Raw genomic sequence first — 19439 nt, forward strand, 5'->3', positions numbered from 1 at the left:
ATTATAATTTACTAGCAATTCTAGTTTGTATTTGTTATAGTTATTGATGAAGAGTTTGACTCACAATTTTTTCTTCAGGAGGTAAACTAATATGACAAACCAAAATGATCGTAGCCGTCGATTTACAACAGCAGGTGGCGCTCCAGTAGTAAGCAACCACGATTCAATGTCAGCAGGTCCTCGTGGTCCTCTATTACTCCAGGATGTATGGCTGGTTGAAAAATTAGCAAACTTCAACCGTGAAGTTATTCCTGAACGTCGTATGCACGCTAAAGGTTCAGGTGCATTCGGTACTTTCACTGTTACGCATGATATTACTAAATATACAAAAGCAAAAATCTTCTCAGAGATTGGGAAAAAAACTGAAATGTTTGCACGCTTCTCCACAGTTGCAGGTGAGCGTGGTGCAGCGGATGCTGAGCGCGATATTCGCGGCTTTGCTCTTAAGTTCTATACAGAAGAAGGTAACTGGGATTTAGTTGGTAACAATACACCTGTATTCTTCTTCCGTGACCCTTTACACTTCACAGATTTAAACCACGTGGTAAAACGTGATCCACGTACAAATATGAAAAACGCTAATTCAAACTGGGATTTCTGGACTTCATTACCTGAGGCGCTTCACCAAGTAACAATTGTTATGTCTGACCGTGGTATTCCGTCTGGTTACCGCAATATGCATGGTTTCGGTTCGCATACTTATAGCTTTATTAATGCTGAAAACGAGCGCGTATGGGTTAAATTCCACTTCCGTACAGAGCAAGGCATAGAAAACTTAACAGGTGCTGAGGCAGGTGAGATAATCGGTAACGACCGTGAATCTTCACAACGTGACCTGTATGAGGCAATTGAAAAAGGTGATTTCCCTAAATGGAAAATGTACATTCAAGTAATGACAGAGGAACAAGCTCGTGAATTACCATATAACCCATTTGACTTAACAAAGGTATGGTATAAAAAAGACTTCCCATTAATTCCTGTAGGTGAATTCGAGTTAAACAAAAACCCGGACAACTACTTTGCGGAAGTTGAGCAAGCAGCATTTGCACCGTCTAACATTATTCCTGGTGTTAGCTTCTCACCAGACAAAATGTTACAAGGTCGTATCTTTGCATATGCAGATGCTCAACGCTACCGCTTAGGTGTAAACCACTACATGCTTCCTGTAAACGCACCAAAATGCCCATTCCGTTCATTCCACCGCGATGGTGCTATGCGTTTCGATGGCAACCTTGGCTCAACTTTGGGCTATGAACCAAATAGCTACGGCGAATGGGAGCATAACTTAGACTATAAAGAGCCTGAATTACGTATTGATGGTCATGCAGGTATCCACGACTTCCGTGAAGACGACAATAACTACTTCGAGCAGCCAGGTAAATTATTCAACCTAATGACTGCTGAAGAGCAACAACGCCTATTCGAAACTACTGCTAATGATATGGCGTCTGTTGAAGAGTTCATCAAACGTCGTCATATTCTTCACTGCTATTTAGCTGATCCAGCATATGGTGAAGGTGTAGCAAAAGCTATGGGTCTTTCATTAGAAGGTATGGATCTTTCAAACCCATACGTAAAACAACCAACTAACGTTTAATTTTCTATTATTATATTGATATCCAAATCCAACTTTTTACTCCATGCGTAGGGCAACTTCACATGGAGTTTTTTTATCTTAATGACCAAATGAGGTCTCATCATCAAAATGTGTGGCTGATTTCCGTTCCGATTGGGCGCTTTCCAGGAGTCGCCCAGCCTCCACTCCAATCAACTTGTATACATGGGTAGTTTTTAATAAATGTCATCCACCACTTTTGGAGATGAACCAAAATAAGGCTTGTGCCTAATTTAATAGACACAAGCCCGCTCTAATAGTTATTGATAAATTTGACTGCCTGCCTTTTTAAATTCCTCTGCCTTCTCCTGCATACCTTTGTGGATTGCTTCAGTCGTATTTAAGTCTTTTTCTTTTGCATAAGTACGAATATCCTGTGAGATTCTCATACTACAAAACTTAGGTCCACACATTGAACAGAAGTGCGCAGTTTTTGCTCCCTCTGCAGGCAATGTTTCATCATGATATTCAACTGCACGCTCTGGATCAAGCGATAGGTTGAATTGATCGCGCCAGCGAAATTCAAAGCGTGCCTTAGATAGCGCATCATCTCGCTGCTGCGCTCCCGGATGCCCTTTCGCTAAATCAGCCGCGTGTGCAGCAATTTTATACGTAATAACCCCTACACGAACATCCTCACGATTTGGTAAGCCGAGATGCTCTTTAGGTGTCACATAGCATAGCATTGCCGTACCAAACCACCCTATCATCGCAGCACCAATGGCTGATGTAATATGGTCATAGCCAGGAGCAATATCTGTTGTCAGCGGCCCTAAAGTATAGAAAGGAGCTTCCTTACACAACTCTAACTGCTTGTCCATATTTTCTTTAATAAGATGCATTGGTACATGCCCTGGTCCTTCAACCATCACCTGTACATCATGCCTCCAGGCAATTTGCGTTAATTCCCCTAGCGTTTCTAGCTCCGCAAATTGAGCCTCATCATTAGCATCTGCAATAGAACCAGGACGCAAACCGTCACCTAAGGAGAAGGCAACATCATAGGCTTTCATAATTTCACAGATTTCTTCAAAATGTGTATATAAGAAGCTCTCTTGGTGGTGGAATAAACACCACTGTGCCATAATCGAGCCTCCACGAGACACTATGCCTGTTACACGATTAGCTGTTAATGGCACATAGCGTAGCAGTACCCCTGCATGAATCGTGAAGTAATCAACACCTTGCTCAGCCTGCTCAATCAACGTATCACGATACACTTCCCACGTTAAATCCTCTGCCACACCATTTACTTTTTCTAGCGCTTGGTAAATCGGCACCGTTCCTACTGGCACCGCAGCATTACGGATAATCCATTCACGTGTCGTATGAATATGCTTACCAGTCGATAAATCCATAATGTTATCAGCGCCCCAGCGTGTAGCCCACGTCATTTTCTCTACCTCTTCTGCAATAGAGGATGACACCGCTGAATTTCCAATATTAGCGTTAATTTTCACATGGAAGTTACGTCCTATAATCATTGGCTCAGCCTCAGGGTGATTAATATTAGATGGCAAAATAGCACGCCCTGCCGCAATCTCTGAGCGCACAAATTCAGGGTCCATATTTTCGCGAATTGCTACAAATTCCATTTCTGGAGTAATAATTCCCTTTCGCGCATAGTGAAGCTGTGTTACATTTTTACCTTCCTTCGCACGCAAAGGCTTTCTAGATAGATCTGGGAAAACATTTTCTTGAATTCGTGGATCATCAGCATTACGGAATCCATTATCTTCTGGCTTGATAGTGCGACCTTCGTATTCCTCAACGTCATCTCGTTCTTTGATCCATGACCTACGTAAAGCTGGCAATCCCTTCGTAATATCCACCTTATACGTAGGATCAGTGTAAGGGCCACTCGTATCATAAACACGTACTGGCGCATTTTCCTCTTCACCAAAGCTTCCTGTCGTCGGGCTTAGAGCAATTTCACGCATTGGCACTAAAATATCTGATCGAGATCCTTCTACATAAACTTTTTTACTTCCATCAAAATTTGACATAATCGTAATATTCTTGTCGCTAACTGTTGTCATAAACTACTTCGCTCCCTTTTACATTTATACAAGGACCGAATCTAGCTCACCCCAACAAAAACAAAAGCCGAATCCAAAGAAAATTTTGGATCCGGCTAAGAATGTAAAGGTATAGTTATCGCAAATAACATAGAGTGCAATAATGGTTAACTTTCCCACGCTGGTATGAGCCAGATCAGGTCCAAAGGGTCAAGAAACCTCTAAGCGTTTCCCTCTCAGCCTGACTCATCAGACTCCCCTAGTTAATACTATTAAGTTTGATGATAGTGTAGCAGATATTGCTAAGAGATGGAAGCTTGATTTGATTATTTTTGGTTTATCATCAAGAGTTAGCGTCCAGATGAGAACGTGAGCGCGCACTCATCGGATGCCCTCGAGAAAATATGTCTTTGAAGAATTATCGGAACAAAAGCTCATTTTATCGGAACAATTTCAGATTTTATCGGAATATTATCTTGTTTTATCAGAACAATCTCAGTTTTTATCAACAACGGGTGACTCATTCCCTCGTTTTGTTAATAAACTTATACTTGTTAGGTAAACAACAGCTCCGCTACATAAATCACAATCGTCACTGTAATACAGCTCACAATCGTTGAAAATAATACTGTTTGTGCAGCAGTTGCCGATTCTACATCATATTCTAATGCCAGACTAGAGCTATTTCTTGATGTTGGGAACGAACTAGCTATAAAAAGCGATTGCGCCACGACACCATCTAAGCCAAGTGTAAAAATGATAAGTAATGCTACGGCTGGCCCTATGATTAGTCGTGTAAAACAGCTAATGAATACAATCTTATTGAACATAGATTTGATTTCAAGCTGTGATAGTTGTGCCCCTAAAGTTATTAATGCCACAGCGATAAAGCCATCTGCCACATGATCTACCGGAATTCTTATGAACTGCGGAATAGTGATATTAAAATAGTTCATGGCTACACCAATAATAAGTGCATGAATAATAGGCATTTTGAGGAAGTCTTTCACAATAGACATGCCCGATTTTGTTGAAGAAATTAAATTGTATAAGCCGTATGTATAGGTCGTCATATTTTGAAATATCACGAGAATGACCTGAATCGCTACTCCAATCGGCTGCGTCACGAAAATCATTTGCGCGACTGGAATACCATAGTTGCCTGAATTAATAAGGACAACACTATTTTTAAACACTGCAGCCTCTGTTTTTACTAAACCAAGTCCCTTTGCTATAAAATGGCTAAGCACCATTTGACTGCCGATAAAGAGTAAAATAAATAACGCAACTTGTCCAAGTACTGACAGCTCTATACTCGTTTCATATAAATTCACAAAAACAGCTGCTGGCATGAAGCAATATGTAATAAGCTGAGATAGCGCCTTTAAATTAAAACGAAATTTCTTTTGTAAAACTGCACCAAGTACTAGAAGCACTAAAATAGGAGCTACGATTTGGAAGAAAATCATACCGAGATACATCATATCGATGTCCCCCCTTTCCTTTTCTATAGTAGTGCTGTTTTTATGCTCGGTCAATGCACCTCAACGTCATCCCATCACTCCTAACAAGGCATTTTCTCAAAAATGCACAACACTAATCCAATGTCTTTTATCAGAAAATATCTCAAAAGGAAAGACTGCCTCAGATATGAAGCAGTCTTTCTGAAAACGCTATTAGGCAAGCTTAAATCGATTAACGACCTCTTGCAATTCTTTTGAAATCTCATTCATATTATCGATGGATTCTGCAACCTTTTGTAGTTCCGCTTGTTGATCAATAGCAGATGCACTTACCTGTTCTGCTGATGCAGCAGTCTCCTCAGAAATAGCAGAAATACTTTGGATCGCCATAATTGCTTGATTTTTATGGTCTAGCATGTGAGAAAGTTTATTCATTAACTCACTAATTGATGTTGCGATAGAACTAGAAAGCTCACTATTGTCTTTAAATGCAATCTCTGTGCCTTGTACAGACTCATTTTGTGCTTGTATTAAGCCAGCGTTTGAGGTAATGACAGCAACTGTTTGCTGAGAATTTTCAAGAATATTATCCACCGTTTGCTTAATGATCTCTGTTTCATTTCTGGATTGCTCTGCTAGCTTCCGTACTTCTTCAGCGACAACTGCAAAACCTTTACCATGTTCACCAGCCCGAGCAGCTTCTATGCTTGCATTTAAGGCTAATAAATTCGTTTGCTCGGTAATACCTTGAATGGACGCTATAATTTGATTGATATTGGAAATGTTTGACGCTAACGACTCCATTTGCTGTTGAATACGTTCATTCATTGCATTCGTTTCTGAATTACGTTCACGTAAGCTTTCGACTTCTTTCATTCCTTTGTCTGTAGTTGCTTTCGTTTTATCCGATAGCTCATCCATTTCATTCGAAAGTGTTGTAATAGCATCAATTTGATCAGATAAATCAATCATTCGATAATTGGTTTCTTCTGTATCCTCAGATTGCTTCGATGCTCCCTGCGCAATTTCATTAATAGCTACCGAGACCTCTTGACTTGAAGCCACTATTTCATTAAACGTTTCATGAACATGATTTGATGATTGATTGAGCAATGTCGTAGAATTCAGTACCGTTTGAATGGCACTATTCGTTTGATCTAACATATTATTATAAGCTAAAGCAACAGTACCAATCTCATCAGGCTTAATATATTTCTCATCAACTTTTTGAGTTAAATCTCCATCTGCCGCCTTTTCAATAGAGTTGCGTAAAAACTTTAATGGCTTCAGTAATTTATAGATAAACAGTGCACTAGCGACAGTCATTAAAACTACTATAATAATTGACGCTATGATGGTAAAAACAAGCACATGATTATAGGTTTCTAAGATTTTGGATTCTGGTAGCACTAATTGTACAGTCCAGGTTTCATTAACTCCATCTAATTTCATCGGAGCAAAAACATTAAATGAATTTTCCTTAAGCTCGTCAGAATCCAAATACATACTTTTTAGCTCGCCCTTATCCATTGTTTGTTTAATGCTTGTCCAGTCTAAATGATCCTGCATATTTAATCCTTCTAATGTATCGCCAAAGCTATTTGCAGTTAAAATGCCTTTATTAGTAATAATAGCTGCATAACCACCATCTGGCTTTACAGACTCTGTCAATCCCTTTAAATAATCAATAGATATATCAGCAGTCAGTGTGCCAAAAAATGCCCCCGAAGCATCGACTAATGGAACAGAAATCGTTGTCATAAGTACTTTTTTTCCATCTATATTATAATCATAGGGCTCTGTTAGAACTGCTCGTCCTTCTTCTTTTGGTATCCAATACCACTCGGAAATACTCTTGTCTTCGAGTCCTTCAATAGAAGCCTTTGTTATTTTACTTCCATCCTTACTTAAATAAGGTGTAAAGCGATTTTTTGAATCTACTAAAGTAGCATTTATTGTCGGCTCAATATTTACGGAGTTCTGTTCAAAAACAGCTCCTACACCAAGTAAATCTTCGTTATTAACTAAGTTAGTTTCCATCATATCTATTATGTCTTCTGCAGAAAGCTTACCTTTTTTCTCCATTCCCTCGACTATACGTTTCGTCGTGAGTAAAGTAGTGTTAGCTTTTTTAAAGCGTTCGCTCATCTTAGCTGACGAATATTCAGCAGTTTTCAGTGTTGCACTTTCTGCATCTTCAACACTTTGGGTCTTTAAAATAACACCTGTAATAACAGTATATGTAATAAATAACACTAAAAATAACCCTATAATTAGGGCAGATAGCTTTAATGCAATACTCCTAGATTTCCCCATAACAACACCCCATTTTTATACATAATAATAATGCATGGAAGGTTGTATCACAACAAAATATTTAACGAATTAAGTAGATATTTACTAATTTATAGAGAATATTGCCGATTTTATTCCAAAAATTCGAATCACATAAAAAAGGACTAATTATCCATTTATTTTTTTGCACCTAGTAGAACCTACCCTTTATATACTAAAATATTGAAATATATGATATATTATCTACTAAATACTACGATTGGAGTGATTAACTTGAAAAATAAAGCGTTATCAACTTTTATGGCAACAGCTATTACAGCATCATTAGTTTTGCCTGTGTCACCTGCAAACGCTGCTTCTAATGATTCATCTTCAAACCATTCAATTCAAATTGATGGGCAGGTAGCTGCAGCAAAAGCTAAGGGGCAAACCGTTACCATTAACAACATCACTAAAGATAAAGTACTTACATCCAATGGCCAATTTAAAATTAGCCAGTCGCTGAAGCCTCTCTTAAGTACATCCAATAGCACTGCATTGACAAATGCTGAGGCTACTATTGTCGTAAAGAACGGTGAAATTACAAGCATTACATCACTAACATTATCTAAAGCTGGTACAAACAATAAAGCGGTATATTTCGATGGCGGTGGCGAACAAATTGACGGAAGCCTAACTGTAAATGCGGATTATGTTAAAGTTCAAAATGTAAATATTAAAGATGAGCTTATCGTAACTAATCGTGTGAAAAAAGCAATTACAATTGATAACGTTGCCATCGGGGATACAATTACATTTAAACCTTTAACAGGGAGAAAAATTAATTGGTTAAATGTCTCTCTAAAAGATATTAAATCTCCAAACATTAACTCAGAGCGTACTAAAGTAAATGTAACTTCTGACAAAAACATTTCTAAAGTTGATGTAGTAGGTAAAGTTGCAGCATTTGAAGTGAATGCCAATGTTGATAAGCTAACAATCGATGTTGAGAAAGATTTTAGTCTTTACGGAGAAGGTAAAATTGATCAAGTAATCGTTAAGCACGGGGCAAAGGTGGCATTAGATTCAGGACATCTAATTAACAAGGTGCAAGTGGATGATAATAAAGCCTCTGTGACATTACCTGTGGTGAATAAAACAGAGTTAAGTAAATTAATAGCTACACCTCCGTACGTTGCAGTATCTGTTAATGGATATGACGTTTTAACAACTGAAAAATGGACGACGCAGGCTGAACGTACAGCATTTGAATCTGCCGTAAGCAGCGCAAAAGTAGTAGCTAATAATTCCAACGCTTCTCAGGAACAAGTAAACAATGCTATTACACAGTACAGAAATGCATTAGCCGTTTATCAAGCTGTACAAAAGAGTGGAACAAAGTATGGTTATGGCGATAAAGCTTCGCTTCAATCGCTTATTAATTCTGTCCAGTATGTAACTGTATCTTGGGATGGCTACAACGTTCCATATAACACGCCTTGGACAACACAAACTGAGAAAGATGCTTTATCTTCGGTTGTTTCATCTGCTCAATCAGTTGTGAATAATTACTATTCTACTCAGAGTGATATTGTCAATGCTACGAATAATTTAAATAATGCCATCTTAACTTACAAGAATGCATATAAATACGGGTCGAACGGGAATTATGGTGATAAGACTTCACTTCAATCACTTATTAATTCTGTTCAATATGTAACCATTTCTTCGGATGGCTACAACGTTCCATATAACACGCCTTGGACAACTCAAGCTGAGTACAATGCTTTATATTCGACTGTTTCATCTGCTCAAACAGTTGTGAATAATAACTACTCAACTCAAAATGATATTACCTATGCTACGAATAATTTAAACAATGCTATCTTGACTTACAAGAATGCTTATAAATATGGGAAGAATGGGTATAATGCTGATAAATCCGGATTATCAGGACTTATCGATTCAGTTAGGTACGTAGAAGTATCCTCAGATGGGTACGATGTATATAATAATTTAGAATGGACTACCCCAAGCGCAAAAAGGGATTTAGAATACTACGTTGATCGGGCTAAAACAACTTATTATAATCCTTATGCAACTCAGTCCGAAGTTAATGATGCATACAACACTTTAAACAATGCCATTAACGCTTACAATTATGCTAAACGTCCCGGTTATAAACAACAATACTAAAAGAGAGGGGCTCTACACAATGTAGGCCCTTTTCTTTTTCTATCTTGTTAACAGCTAATCTCAACCAAAAACAACTACCTTCTGCCAGTTTCGTTGCAAATAAAACACCCCCACTCCTTCTTAGAATCATTATAACAAGCTCTATCCTTTACATGAGGCTTTCATCCATCAGTTTTGAGATTCTATCCTTCTCTATTTTCATAAGTACATAAGACACAAAGTATTAAAAAAATACATAACCAATCTTCCTATTCATCTAAAATATACATAAAAAAATCCTAAGCTATGATAAAATTGGGTTATCAACATATATTAGGTTATTTCCATTTAGACAGGACTCTTTTCAACTGGTAAATAATAAACTGTTTCTCAAATCAATCAAAGATTTCATCTAGGATAAAAACCCTATGATTGAATCCATCGCAATTATCTAAAAACCAAATAGGAGGTTTCCCATATTATGAAAAACAAAAGAAAACTAGCCTTACTCGCCCTAGTTGCGGCTCCTGCACTGATCTATACTGCACCTACGTCAGCATTGGCTGCTGATATAACAGGACAGGTAAAAACTGCTTACATATATGATAATACTTATTACTACAACGCTAATGTTGCGAATGTTATTCGACTTATTTCCAACATTAATGATACAACCGCTTCATTCCAAACAACTTTAGAGACTGCTAGCAAAGCATACGATGCGTTAACCGTAACGGAACAAGAGTACGTCACAAATTATTCAACGCTGTCAAATCATAAACAGACAAAAGTAGCGTATCGTAAGCTTGCTGATCAAATTGAAGAGAAATTAGCTTCAGTGGAATCAACTTCTATTAATTACTATCAAAATGTTATTGAAACGAGAGATTGGTACAATACGTTAAATGCAGCACAGAAAACATTTGTGAGTGCTGCATCGCAAAAGATACTGACGTCCACTATCGCACCAAATACATCAATTGATAAAGTGACTAATAAAATTAAATTGTTAAACTCTTCTCGTATTAGCTTCCATCAAGATGTAGCTGATGCTAGGGCTGAGCTCAATGCACTACGAAAATTTGCAAACGTCTCTTTACCCGTTGGCATAGAGCAGCTTTTATTAGATGCCGAACAGCTTGTTGTGAAGGATAAGGCAGCGGCTAAGGAAGTGGAAAACGCCATTGCAGCTTTATCGCCTAAAACGTCCACTGCCCAAGATGTACAGGCAGTCAAAACAGCCTTTGAAGCTTTAACACCTGTGCAACAGCAGCTTGTCCCAAATGTCTGGACTTTAGCAGACTATGTAAACGGCAAATATAAGCTACCAACTAAGGGGAACGGGACAAAAACTCCAATTTTATCGGATACGGCAGCCGAACCTGGTAAAATTACAGCTATGACTAAAAACAAAAATACCTATACAGCAAAAATAAACGTTGCCGACTCGGAAAATGGTACAGAGCGCTTCGTTTTAACAACAAAATCCAATATGACTGTTATTATTCCACCGCTAGGAACTCTTCTTAATGAGGATACTGGTGTTATGGAAATTAAAATTACGCGAAATTTGAATCGTATCACATTCCAAGCAACATTAAATAAAAAACCAGTTGAATTTGAGGCAGATATGGAAATCATTATCGAGAATTTATCACCGAATGCCTCCATCGTTCGTACCTATGACTTTGGCGATCAAGAGCTAGCTGATTACACAATAGAAGGAAATCGTCATTTCATTCAAACAACTACATCTGGTTCATTCCAAATTAGATATTAATCTCCAAGTAAAAAAATCATGACCCTCTGCCAATACTTTAGCAGAGGGTTATAATTTTTTTCTGCTCCGCTATCGCTTCTTCAAAGCAGAACCTCTTCTTTCAAAAATTCTATAGGCACCTGTAACGAAATCCTACTTACATTAATACATCATAAAGAGGACCTTTTTATATCATTACATCAACAACTTTGCCCTGCTTCGTATGGCAAACTTTTTTCAACATTTCTTGGTCCAACAACTAATTAAACAATGTGCCATCGTTCCTTTCATCAGTACGCTCTTTAATTGTATTTTTTTAAAAATTTTCAGAAAACCATTGACAATTGTCATAATACAGGGATAATCATTATTAAAGTTTCCTTAAAGAAACAATATTAAGTTCAGGAAATATTATTATAGAGAGGAATAAAAAATTCGTATGGAAAAAACCTTAAAACCACTTTCTGAATGCTCATTTGGAGATTGCTTTGTAATAAAAGAAATAAATATTAAGGGTCCTTTAAGAAGAAGATTATTAGATTTAGGCTTTGTGAAAGAAGCAGAAATCTCCGTTCTTCGCAAAAGTCCTTTAGGAGACCCTGTTGCTTATCGCGTAAGTAATACGATGATTGCATTACGTAATGATGAAAGCTCTATGATTTTGGGCGAAATTGTTAGGGGGAATACAAAGTGAGAGTAAATAGAATAGCTTTAGCAGGTAACCCGAATACTGGTAAAAGCACATTATTTAATACATTAACAGGATTGAAGCAACATACTGGAAATTGGCCAGGGAAAACGGTTGTTCATGCAGAAGGATCTTTTGAATACAAAGGAGAGCAATATGTACTCGTGGATTTACCCGGGACCTATTCTCTATTTTCCAATTCCGCAGATGAAGAAGTTGCAAGAGACCATATTATTTTTGACCAACCGGATGCAACGATTGTTGTGCTTGATGCAACATCATTAGAGAGAAATTTAAATCTTGCGCTCCAAGTTTTAGAAATGACTAATAACGTCATCATTTGTATCAACTTAATTGATGAAGCTGAGAAAAAAGGTATTCGAATTGATGAAAGGAGATTAGCTCGTGAACTAGGAGTCCCAGTCGTAAAAATATCGGCAAGAAACAAAAAAGGTATTAATCGATTGTTGGAAACATTAAGTCAACTGGTGAGCGGGACAATTGTGACAACCCCATATCGCATGAAATATTCGAAAGAAATAGAGGAAGCCATTACAAAGATAGAATCGAAATTAGAAGGTTATTTTGATGAAAGATATCCATCGAAATGGGTTGCCCTACGATTACTTGATGGTGATGAGGAACTGATTTTAAAACTGCAAAACCATAAGAATAATAAACAGCACGAGGTGAGAACGAATGGAGTCCCAGTCAGCGTTAAATCATAATTCGCTTAAGGGTATTTTAGCTGAAGTGAATGAGGTTTCGAATGAGGATATTCGAGATGAAATTGTTAGTGATATTTATACTAAAAGCAAATCTTTATGTAAAAAAGTAGTAACGCAGCAGCCTGCAATGTACAGATCTGATAAATTAGATGAAATTTTCACATCCCGCATTTGGGGATTCCCTATTATGCTTATCTTGCTCGGGACTGTCTTTTACATTACGATTGCTGGCGCAAACGTACCATCTGATATGTTAGCAAACTTATTTGGTTATCTAGAGGGTAAGCTAACAATTCTTTTTGAAGCAATGCACGCACCAGAATGGCTACACGGTATGTTGATTCTTGGGCTATTTAGAGGTACCGGTTGGGTTATTAGCGTTATGCTACCGCCAATGGCTATATTCTTCCCTATGTTCGCTCTATTAGAAAACTACGGTTATCTACCACGAGTAGCATTTAATATGGACCGTTTATTTAAACGAGCAGGTGGACACGGGAAACAATCATTAACAATGGCAATGGGCTTTGGCTGTAATGCTGCTGCTATTCTGTCAACGAGAATTATAGAATCTCCTCGTGAACGAATGTTAGCCATTTTAACAAATAATTTTGTTCCTTGTAACGGGAGATGGCCAACACTTATTTTATTAGCATCCTTATTTATGGTAACTGGTTTTTCAGGTGCAGCAGGTACATTTGTAACATCGGCCATTTTAATAGCATTTGTTATGTTGGGTGTCGTTGTAACATTATCTGTTTCATGGGTTCTTTCTAAAACAGCTTTAAAGGGTGTACCAACACATTACACATTAGAGCTTCCACCATTCCGAAAACCAAAGTTCTTGGATACAATTTTAAGAGCAAGTATTGATAAAGCATGGAATGTATTAAAAAGAGCAGTTATCGTTGCAGCACCTGCCTCTATATTGACTTGGGTATTCGCCAATATTTTCATTGGTGATACGAGCATTCTAATGCATTTTGTTAACTTTCTAGAGCCGTTTGGTCACGCTCTTGGTATGGATGGCTTTATTATGGCTGCATTTATTCTTGGGCTACCAGCTAATGAAATTGTTATCCCTATCCTGATCATGGCGTATTTATCCCAGGGAGCTATGCTGGAAATTGAGGATTTATCGAAGCTAAAACAAGTGTTTATCGACCAAGGATGGACTTGGCTGACAGCTTTAAATATGATGTTATTTTCACTTCTACACTTCCCTTGCGGAACGACTTTAGTCAATATTTATAAAGAAACAAAAAGTGCGAAGTGGACATTTATGTCATTTTTAATTCCAACCGTTATTGCCATTGGTGTGACATGGCTAACAGCGACAATTGCTCGTGCGTTTGGTTAGGTTTGATGATGAGGGGCTGTTTAAAAGCCCCTCTTTTTTATCAAACAAACGTGACGACAAATATTTTTAATGAGGATAAACAACTAGGTATTCAATAAATCAGCTGGACATTATTTGTTTTAAGTCTCTCTATCCATTTGCAGATGGTTTTTTTCTGTTACAACAACATTGATATCGCTAATACCAAATAAAGTAATCAATATCAATTTAAATGGAGTTTTTCAAGTATCGAAAGCTGTCAGAAAAGTAATGATCGATCAAAAAAGAGGATCTATCGTGAATATATCCTCTATGTCTGGCATTATCGCTAATACCCCGCAATGCCAATCTTCTTATAACGTTCTAAAGCAGGCGTGATTATGCTTACGAAGAGTATAGCAATGGAATGGGCAAAGCATATAATACTTTACCGAAAAGAACCAGATTGGTCTTTACCTTGATTCGGGCAGTATTTGACTTTGTTTTGTATTGCAAACTCGTCCATCCCAATTCAGCCTTATATTTGATTTTTGTTTGTCAGCTCGAGATTTTGCGTCCGACTTCCTTTCAGATTCCACGTCACCATGGACACCCTTGTCTTTCGCTACCAGTTCCTACTGCCGAGCCTGTAGTGGACTTTCACCACCTAGTTGTTGCGCATGCCAGGCACACAAAGAAATAACCAAGTGGAAAATCATCCACTTGGTTATATTTTGATTGTTTTCGATTTAAAAGCCTTATTTCTATCATCTATACATATTTATTATTTTGAAATCTTACCTTTAACAAGGTAATTATTTCCATATTTATCAACTATAACGATTACAATATTATCTCCCTCAATGAATGGGAACGTATTATTTGTAATAGATTGAACTGTTCGTCCTTTTTTAAGCGGAGTTTTGCCATTGTCATGTCCAATATTTGTTAATGCACCAGAAGTAGTTGGATCAATAACCTCAATTGGTTTAACATTATCAATTTCTGTTTGTGTAAATGTTTTACTATATAATGTGTAATAGTAGTTGACTTCTTCTCCAGGTTCCACTGAAAGATCAGGGAAAGCAAAGTCGAATGTTATATTAATGTTTTTACTTCTATCAATAGAAATTGGCTCCTGAAGCTTAGCACTTTCAATATTAGTTTTTAGAGTTCTATAAATAAAGGATGCTGCAGGTTTACCATTTGCAAACGGCATTTGTGTATTGGCAATAATCGCGCTTCCTTTATCTGTAATATCAGCATTTACTGTTAATGCAAAGCTTTGATCTACCTGATCATTAAACGTAATAATCATTTTTCTAGGTTTCCATGTCTCTTTTAAAGCCGCGCCATCTTCCCATGCCCATGTATAACCTGGTAAAGTCGCAGTTGTACCGTCTAAGTTAGTAAAATTAAAGAATGATTGGCCATCTTTAATAATACTTCCTGGATTAGCTGGATCACCAACTGCTTCTGAGAATGTAACCTCAAATGTTTTTCCATCGATTCGTTTAAAGATAGGGTCTTCTATTCGTGGAGCTGTGCCATCGGAATAGAAATCTTGTTTCATCCAGCCGTCATTTGTTTCATCGTGATTATTCCCTGCGGCTTTATAAACAGTAAAGTTACCATACGTATCTTCTGCACCTAAATAAACTACATATTCAGTATGTGGCGTTAAAGTAACCCCTGCCATATCTAAAGTTCCAGACTCACCTTTTCCACTTTTTGTGACTGAAGGACTTGCTTTAAGTTTGTCTTCTAATGTTTTTCTTTCTGCCGGCGTGTTAATCGTAAGAGTTGCATCTGGATTAGCTGTTCCGTCAGCTTTTTTCTTTGGCACGAACCAGTAATGAAGCTTTGTCGTCTCATCTGTACTGAAACTTACAGTAGCTTTCGTATCATCAGGACCTTTTGCAGTACCAGACTTTACTTTTAACTCCGAAATTAACGGCGCTTTCGAATCACCAATAATTTCTTTTGAAGCAATTTTCGAAATTTCCCCACCACGATCTTTTAAGATCATATAAACAGAATAGCTTGAGAATGGATTAAGATTGTCTTTGGAAATAGCAATAGGGAATTTCTTTGTAGCCTCTTCTAAATCAGCCGGACCAGAGCCAATTTCAATATAAATATTTTTTCCGCCTATTTGGAAGTAGCCTGATTTTAGCGATGAAAATTCATTAACAAAATCACGTTCTGTAATACCTTTATCATCTAAATATTGTTTAAACGTTTTTGTTTCTCCTGCGTCTACGACAGTATCAGGTACCACCATGTAATAATACGTACCCGCTTTATTTGGCTTAAATTCTACCTCTACTCGTTTATAATTATCAGATTGGTCAGGTTTACTAACAACATTTTCAATCTTAATAACAGGCATATCTAGTTTTTCATGCACGTATTCTGCATAGTTTCGAACATTTTTACCAGGTTCAACAGTATTAGCATTTTCAAATTCATTTCCTGCTAAATCCTTAACACCAGGTAATACTGTTACACGTAATGTATCTCCATAGACAAAACCTGTTTCAGATGGAATTGTTAATAATACTTTTTTATCACCTTCCTTATACTCTACAGCAGAAGGTTTAATTTTTTTCTGCCCTGTCGTATTGACGATAACTGTTCCTGATAAATCGTAGTTATTTACATTTCGTGCGCTTTCAGGGTCTAATGCTTCATTTAGATAAATGTAGAATTGATTTTCTTTTCCAGTAGCAGGTTCAAGTTTCCCCTTCTCCACGAATGGATGTATTTCATCTAACTCAAGTGTTGAGATCAACGTTGAAGCAACCTTCGATATATTACCTGAGCTATCTTTCACTACTATAAAGAAGTCATAGTCTGTTTTGGCCTCTAGATTTTCTAGCAGTATTTTTTTTGTTAACTCGGCGGGAGTATTGCCAGTAACCTTACCCTTATCTGTTGGTTTTGAAATAATTTCCTCTGCTGTCGGTGGAGTAGCATTTGACTTTTTACGCACTAAATAGAAATATTCCCCGGGCTTTGTTGAATTAAATGTTACTTCTGCTCTTTTTCCTCCAGGAAGTGGATTTACAGATTTAAATGTCACTATAGGTGATATAGTATCCTTCATTTTGAATTCTTGTGATTTAATATCCGAAACATTTTTCGCTCCATCCACGACCATCACATAAACTACATATTCTTTTTTCTCACCTAAATTAGTGATTTTAAATGTGTTTTTGTTAATCACTGCTGCGCCTGTTCCGCTTGCCACATTGTCAGTAGAAATACGATTTACCATTTCTTTTTTCGTTGGTGCATCGACGCCTTTTTCACGAACAATATAGTAGTAAGTTCCAACTTTATCTGAAGTGAAATCTACCTGTACCTCACTACCACTTAAAACATTTACATTCGTAATGTCGATTGAAGGTTTTGTTTTATCAGCTGGTTTTTGATTATCAATATCGTCTTTATCGATTGGTTTACCGTCTGGATCTGTAATACTACCAACATTATCTTTATCCTCTAGGAAGTCGTCGAAGATATTATTCGGTGACTCGCCCTTCGGTAAAATAACTTTGTCAACATACGTGTAATCTCCAAGATCAATCCAACCATATGCATTATCAACATACAGAGTTCCTACACGACCGTCTATATACAGCTCTAAATCTGTATAGCTATTGTAGTTAATCCAGTCGATGTTGCCATCTCCGTAAATTGTCAGCTTCGTTTCTGTATCAAGGTTTAGTGTGCCTATATTTCCTTGAATTTCAAATTCACGAACATTCCCGATGATGTCTACACGTGGTAGTTTAGTATTCGTTTCAATTTTTGTACCGTTTTGAGAGACAACTAGGCGTGATACAGTGCTGTTATAAAATTCAATATGTTTTTCAACATTTTTCATCGTCACTTTATCTTTAGACCAGTTTTCAAATGGCTTGTTTTTTTCCGGATTCTTGTCGGAGTTTTGATCTGTCCAATTTTGAAAATCTGTTGTCGGACCTTTATTGGACGAGGACGAGCCTTCATCATTTGGATTATCTGGATTAGACCAGTCGATAAATGCCGTATTGGTGCTTGCTATACGGCCAAGCGATAATGGCTTATAGTTGGAAACGCCCAATTGTAAAGGTGGACGTACCGTTTCGTTGACAAGCATTGTGCCAGTCAATGTCACATCTGAAAATTCAATATAGTTCCCATTGACAACGATTGTCGCACCGAAGGACCCATGATTGCCATTAAACTCTAGAAATCTTGAGCTTGTCCCACTTGCATTCAATGTTAGCTTTGATACAGAGTGAATGGTTTTGCCCGAAAGATCCCCTTCAATAAGTGCTCCTTTTAATACCGGTGCATTATCTTCGTTAAAAATATGCGAGAGACTTTCTGGTACTGAGTATGGCTCAGCATTTATATAGACAATATCGTCTTCAACACCAGTAATTTTGAAAGATGTTGCATTGCCTTTTTTCTCTTGTGAACGCACAATAAAAGATGCTATTTGTCCACGTGTTACCACATTATATGGTGAGAATGTGACAGGTGTTGTTCCTTCTGTAATCTTTAAATCTACTAAAGTTTGAATATAGATGGCGTTGCTTGTTTGGCTAGTTACATCATTGAAACTATGGTTGTAATTAGACGCTACCTCAAATTTAAAGCCAAGCACTAAAATTTTCGCTAATTGTCCACGTGTAATCACTTCATTTGGCATAAATGTTCCGTTTGAATACCCAGACATGATCCCTGCATTTTGTAATGCAGCTATATACTTGTAATATTCGCTGCTTTTTGGGACATCTTTAAAGTATGGATCTTGCACATTTTTTAAATCTAATTTTAAAACAGTAGCCAGCATTTTTGCTGCCTGACCACGTGTTACACTTTGATTTGGTCGAAAGGTTTTATCTGCATACCCACTAATCGCACCTTGAGAGTATAATTTTAAAATATTGTCATAATGACTTGAATATTGGTCAATATCCGTAAATGGTGAAGTAGCTGCAGCTGCCTTTTGTGGTGGTGGCACTACAACAGCAATCCCACTAGTAGCAAAAACAGTTGCTATAAGTGCTTTGTTCACTTTTTGGACTTTTCGGACTTTTGTTTTATCCATCCCACTCTTCCTTTCATCTATGTATTTGATACGTTCAAAATATCATTTTCATCATACCCTTTATATCGACAGGTAGGTAGTAAACCTTCATAGATAATTCTAAAATACTGGAAGAAAATCGTTAACAAAAATCGGAAAAAACATAAAAAGTTCATTATCAAAAGTTAGAGATGACATTGTTTAACCGTATGCCATGTAAATAAGTTGATCTTCGTTCCGACTGGGCAACTCCTTGGGGATTAGCGTCACAGATGAGACACTGGAGCGAAGTGAGTAAGTAAACTAAGTCTAAAT

The 19439-nt window shown here is 37.3% G+C and carries 10 protein-coding genes, 1 pseudogene and 1 riboswitch; of the genes and pseudogenes, 7 read left to right on the plus strand and 4 right to left on the minus strand.

What is annotated here, in order from left to right; translation table 11 throughout:
* Window positions 1–91 precede the first annotated feature (91 nt).
* Window positions 92–1597 (plus strand): catalase, encoded by a 1506-nt coding sequence (locus ACQKNC_RS18170; protein WP_427426153.1) that lies wholly within the window; start codon window positions 92–94, stop codon window positions 1595–1597.
* Window positions 1598–1875: 278 nt separating this feature from the next.
* Here ACQKNC_RS18170 and thiC read toward each other — a convergent pair whose 3' ends face one another.
* From thiC to ACQKNC_RS18185, 3 genes are all read right to left on the minus strand, one after another.
* Entirely contained in the window at window positions 1876–3654 is a 1779-nt protein-coding gene (gene thiC / locus ACQKNC_RS18175) for a phosphomethylpyrimidine synthase ThiC (protein ID WP_427426154.1), read from the minus strand.
* A gap of 135 nt (window positions 3655–3789) precedes the next feature.
* A riboswitch (TPP riboswitch) is annotated at window positions 3790–3904 on the minus strand.
* Window positions 3905–4187: 283 nt separating this feature from the next.
* Window positions 4188–5117 carry an AEC family transporter gene (locus ACQKNC_RS18180; RefSeq protein WP_427426155.1) on the minus strand — a complete coding sequence of 310 codons (930 nt, stop codon included), beginning with the start codon at window positions 5115–5117 and terminating at the stop codon, window positions 4188–4190.
* A gap of 192 nt (window positions 5118–5309) precedes the next feature.
* Window positions 5310–7412: a methyl-accepting chemotaxis protein gene (locus tag ACQKNC_RS18185; RefSeq protein ID WP_427426156.1), complete on the minus strand. Its 2103-nt coding sequence runs from the start codon at window positions 7410–7412 to the stop codon at window positions 5310–5312.
* Between the two features lie 252 nt (window positions 7413–7664).
* On the opposite strand from ACQKNC_RS18185, the gene ACQKNC_RS18190 reads away from it, so the two are divergent.
* The 6 genes and pseudogenes from ACQKNC_RS18190 to ACQKNC_RS18215 form a co-directional block, all read left to right on the plus strand.
* Window positions 7665–9566: an S-layer protein gene (locus ACQKNC_RS18190; protein WP_427426157.1), complete on the plus strand. Its 1902-nt coding sequence runs from the start codon at window positions 7665–7667 to the stop codon at window positions 9564–9566.
* Between the two features lie 460 nt (window positions 9567–10026).
* Window positions 10027–11325, plus strand: coding sequence for a hypothetical protein (locus ACQKNC_RS18195; RefSeq protein WP_427426158.1), 1299 nt, complete (start codon window positions 10027–10029; stop codon window positions 11323–11325).
* Between the two features lie 418 nt (window positions 11326–11743).
* Window positions 11744–11998 carry a FeoA family protein gene (locus ACQKNC_RS18200; protein ID WP_427426159.1) on the plus strand — a complete coding sequence of 85 codons (255 nt, stop codon included), beginning with the start codon at window positions 11744–11746 and terminating at the stop codon, window positions 11996–11998.
* The gene (locus ACQKNC_RS18205; protein ID WP_427426160.1) at window positions 11995–12720 is read left to right on the plus strand and encodes a FeoB small GTPase domain-containing protein; all 726 of its coding nucleotides are present in this window, start codon (window positions 11995–11997) and stop codon (window positions 12718–12720) included. The genes ACQKNC_RS18200 and ACQKNC_RS18205 overlap by 4 nt, the downstream gene beginning before the upstream one ends.
* Window positions 12692–14080, plus strand: a complete 1389-nt coding sequence (locus tag ACQKNC_RS18210) for a nucleoside recognition domain-containing protein (protein ID WP_427426161.1) — start codon at window positions 12692–12694, stop codon at window positions 14078–14080. Before ACQKNC_RS18205 ends, ACQKNC_RS18210 begins: the two co-directional genes overlap by 29 nt.
* Before the next feature lie 189 nt (window positions 14081–14269).
* Window positions 14270–14484, plus strand: a pseudogene (locus tag ACQKNC_RS18215) (SDR family NAD(P)-dependent oxidoreductase); the annotation flags it as partial.
* Window positions 14485–14822: 338 nt separating this feature from the next.
* Here the strand turns inward: ACQKNC_RS18215 and ACQKNC_RS18220 are convergent.
* Window positions 14823–19145 (minus strand): S-layer homology domain-containing protein, encoded by a 4323-nt coding sequence (locus tag ACQKNC_RS18220; RefSeq protein ID WP_427426162.1) that lies wholly within the window; start codon window positions 19143–19145, stop codon window positions 14823–14825.
* Window positions 19146–19439: the final 294 nt, after the last annotated feature.

It is taken from the genome of Lysinibacillus sp. NPDC094177, assembly GCF_050279145.1.
Lineage (GTDB): Bacteria > Bacillota > Bacilli > Bacillales_A > Planococcaceae > Lysinibacillus.

What these genes read in the sequence shown, in the direction of transcription:
- ACQKNC_RS18220 (WP_427426162.1), bottom strand. Translation starts at nt 19,145, where the DNA reads ATGGATAAAACAAAAGTCCGAAAAGTCCAAAAAGTGAACAAAGCACTT.
- ACQKNC_RS18185 (WP_427426156.1), bottom strand. Translation starts at nt 7,412, where the DNA reads ATGGGGAAATCTAGGAGTATTGCATTAAAGCTATCTGCCCTAATTATA.
- thiC (WP_427426154.1), bottom strand. Translation starts at nt 3,654, where the DNA reads ATGACAACAGTTAGCGACAAGAATATTACGATTATGTCAAATTTTGAT.
- ACQKNC_RS18170 (WP_427426153.1), top strand. Translation starts at nt 92, where the DNA reads ATGACAAACCAAAATGATCGTAGCCGTCGATTTACAACAGCAGGTGGC.
- ACQKNC_RS18200 (WP_427426159.1), top strand. Translation starts at nt 11,744, where the DNA reads ATGGAAAAAACCTTAAAACCACTTTCTGAATGCTCATTTGGAGATTGC.
- ACQKNC_RS18180 (WP_427426155.1), bottom strand. Translation starts at nt 5,117, where the DNA reads ATGATGTATCTCGGTATGATTTTCTTCCAAATCGTAGCTCCTATTTTA.
- ACQKNC_RS18195 (WP_427426158.1), top strand. Translation starts at nt 10,027, where the DNA reads ATGAAAAACAAAAGAAAACTAGCCTTACTCGCCCTAGTTGCGGCTCCT.
- ACQKNC_RS18210 (WP_427426161.1), top strand. Translation starts at nt 12,692, where the DNA reads ATGGAGTCCCAGTCAGCGTTAAATCATAATTCGCTTAAGGGTATTTTA.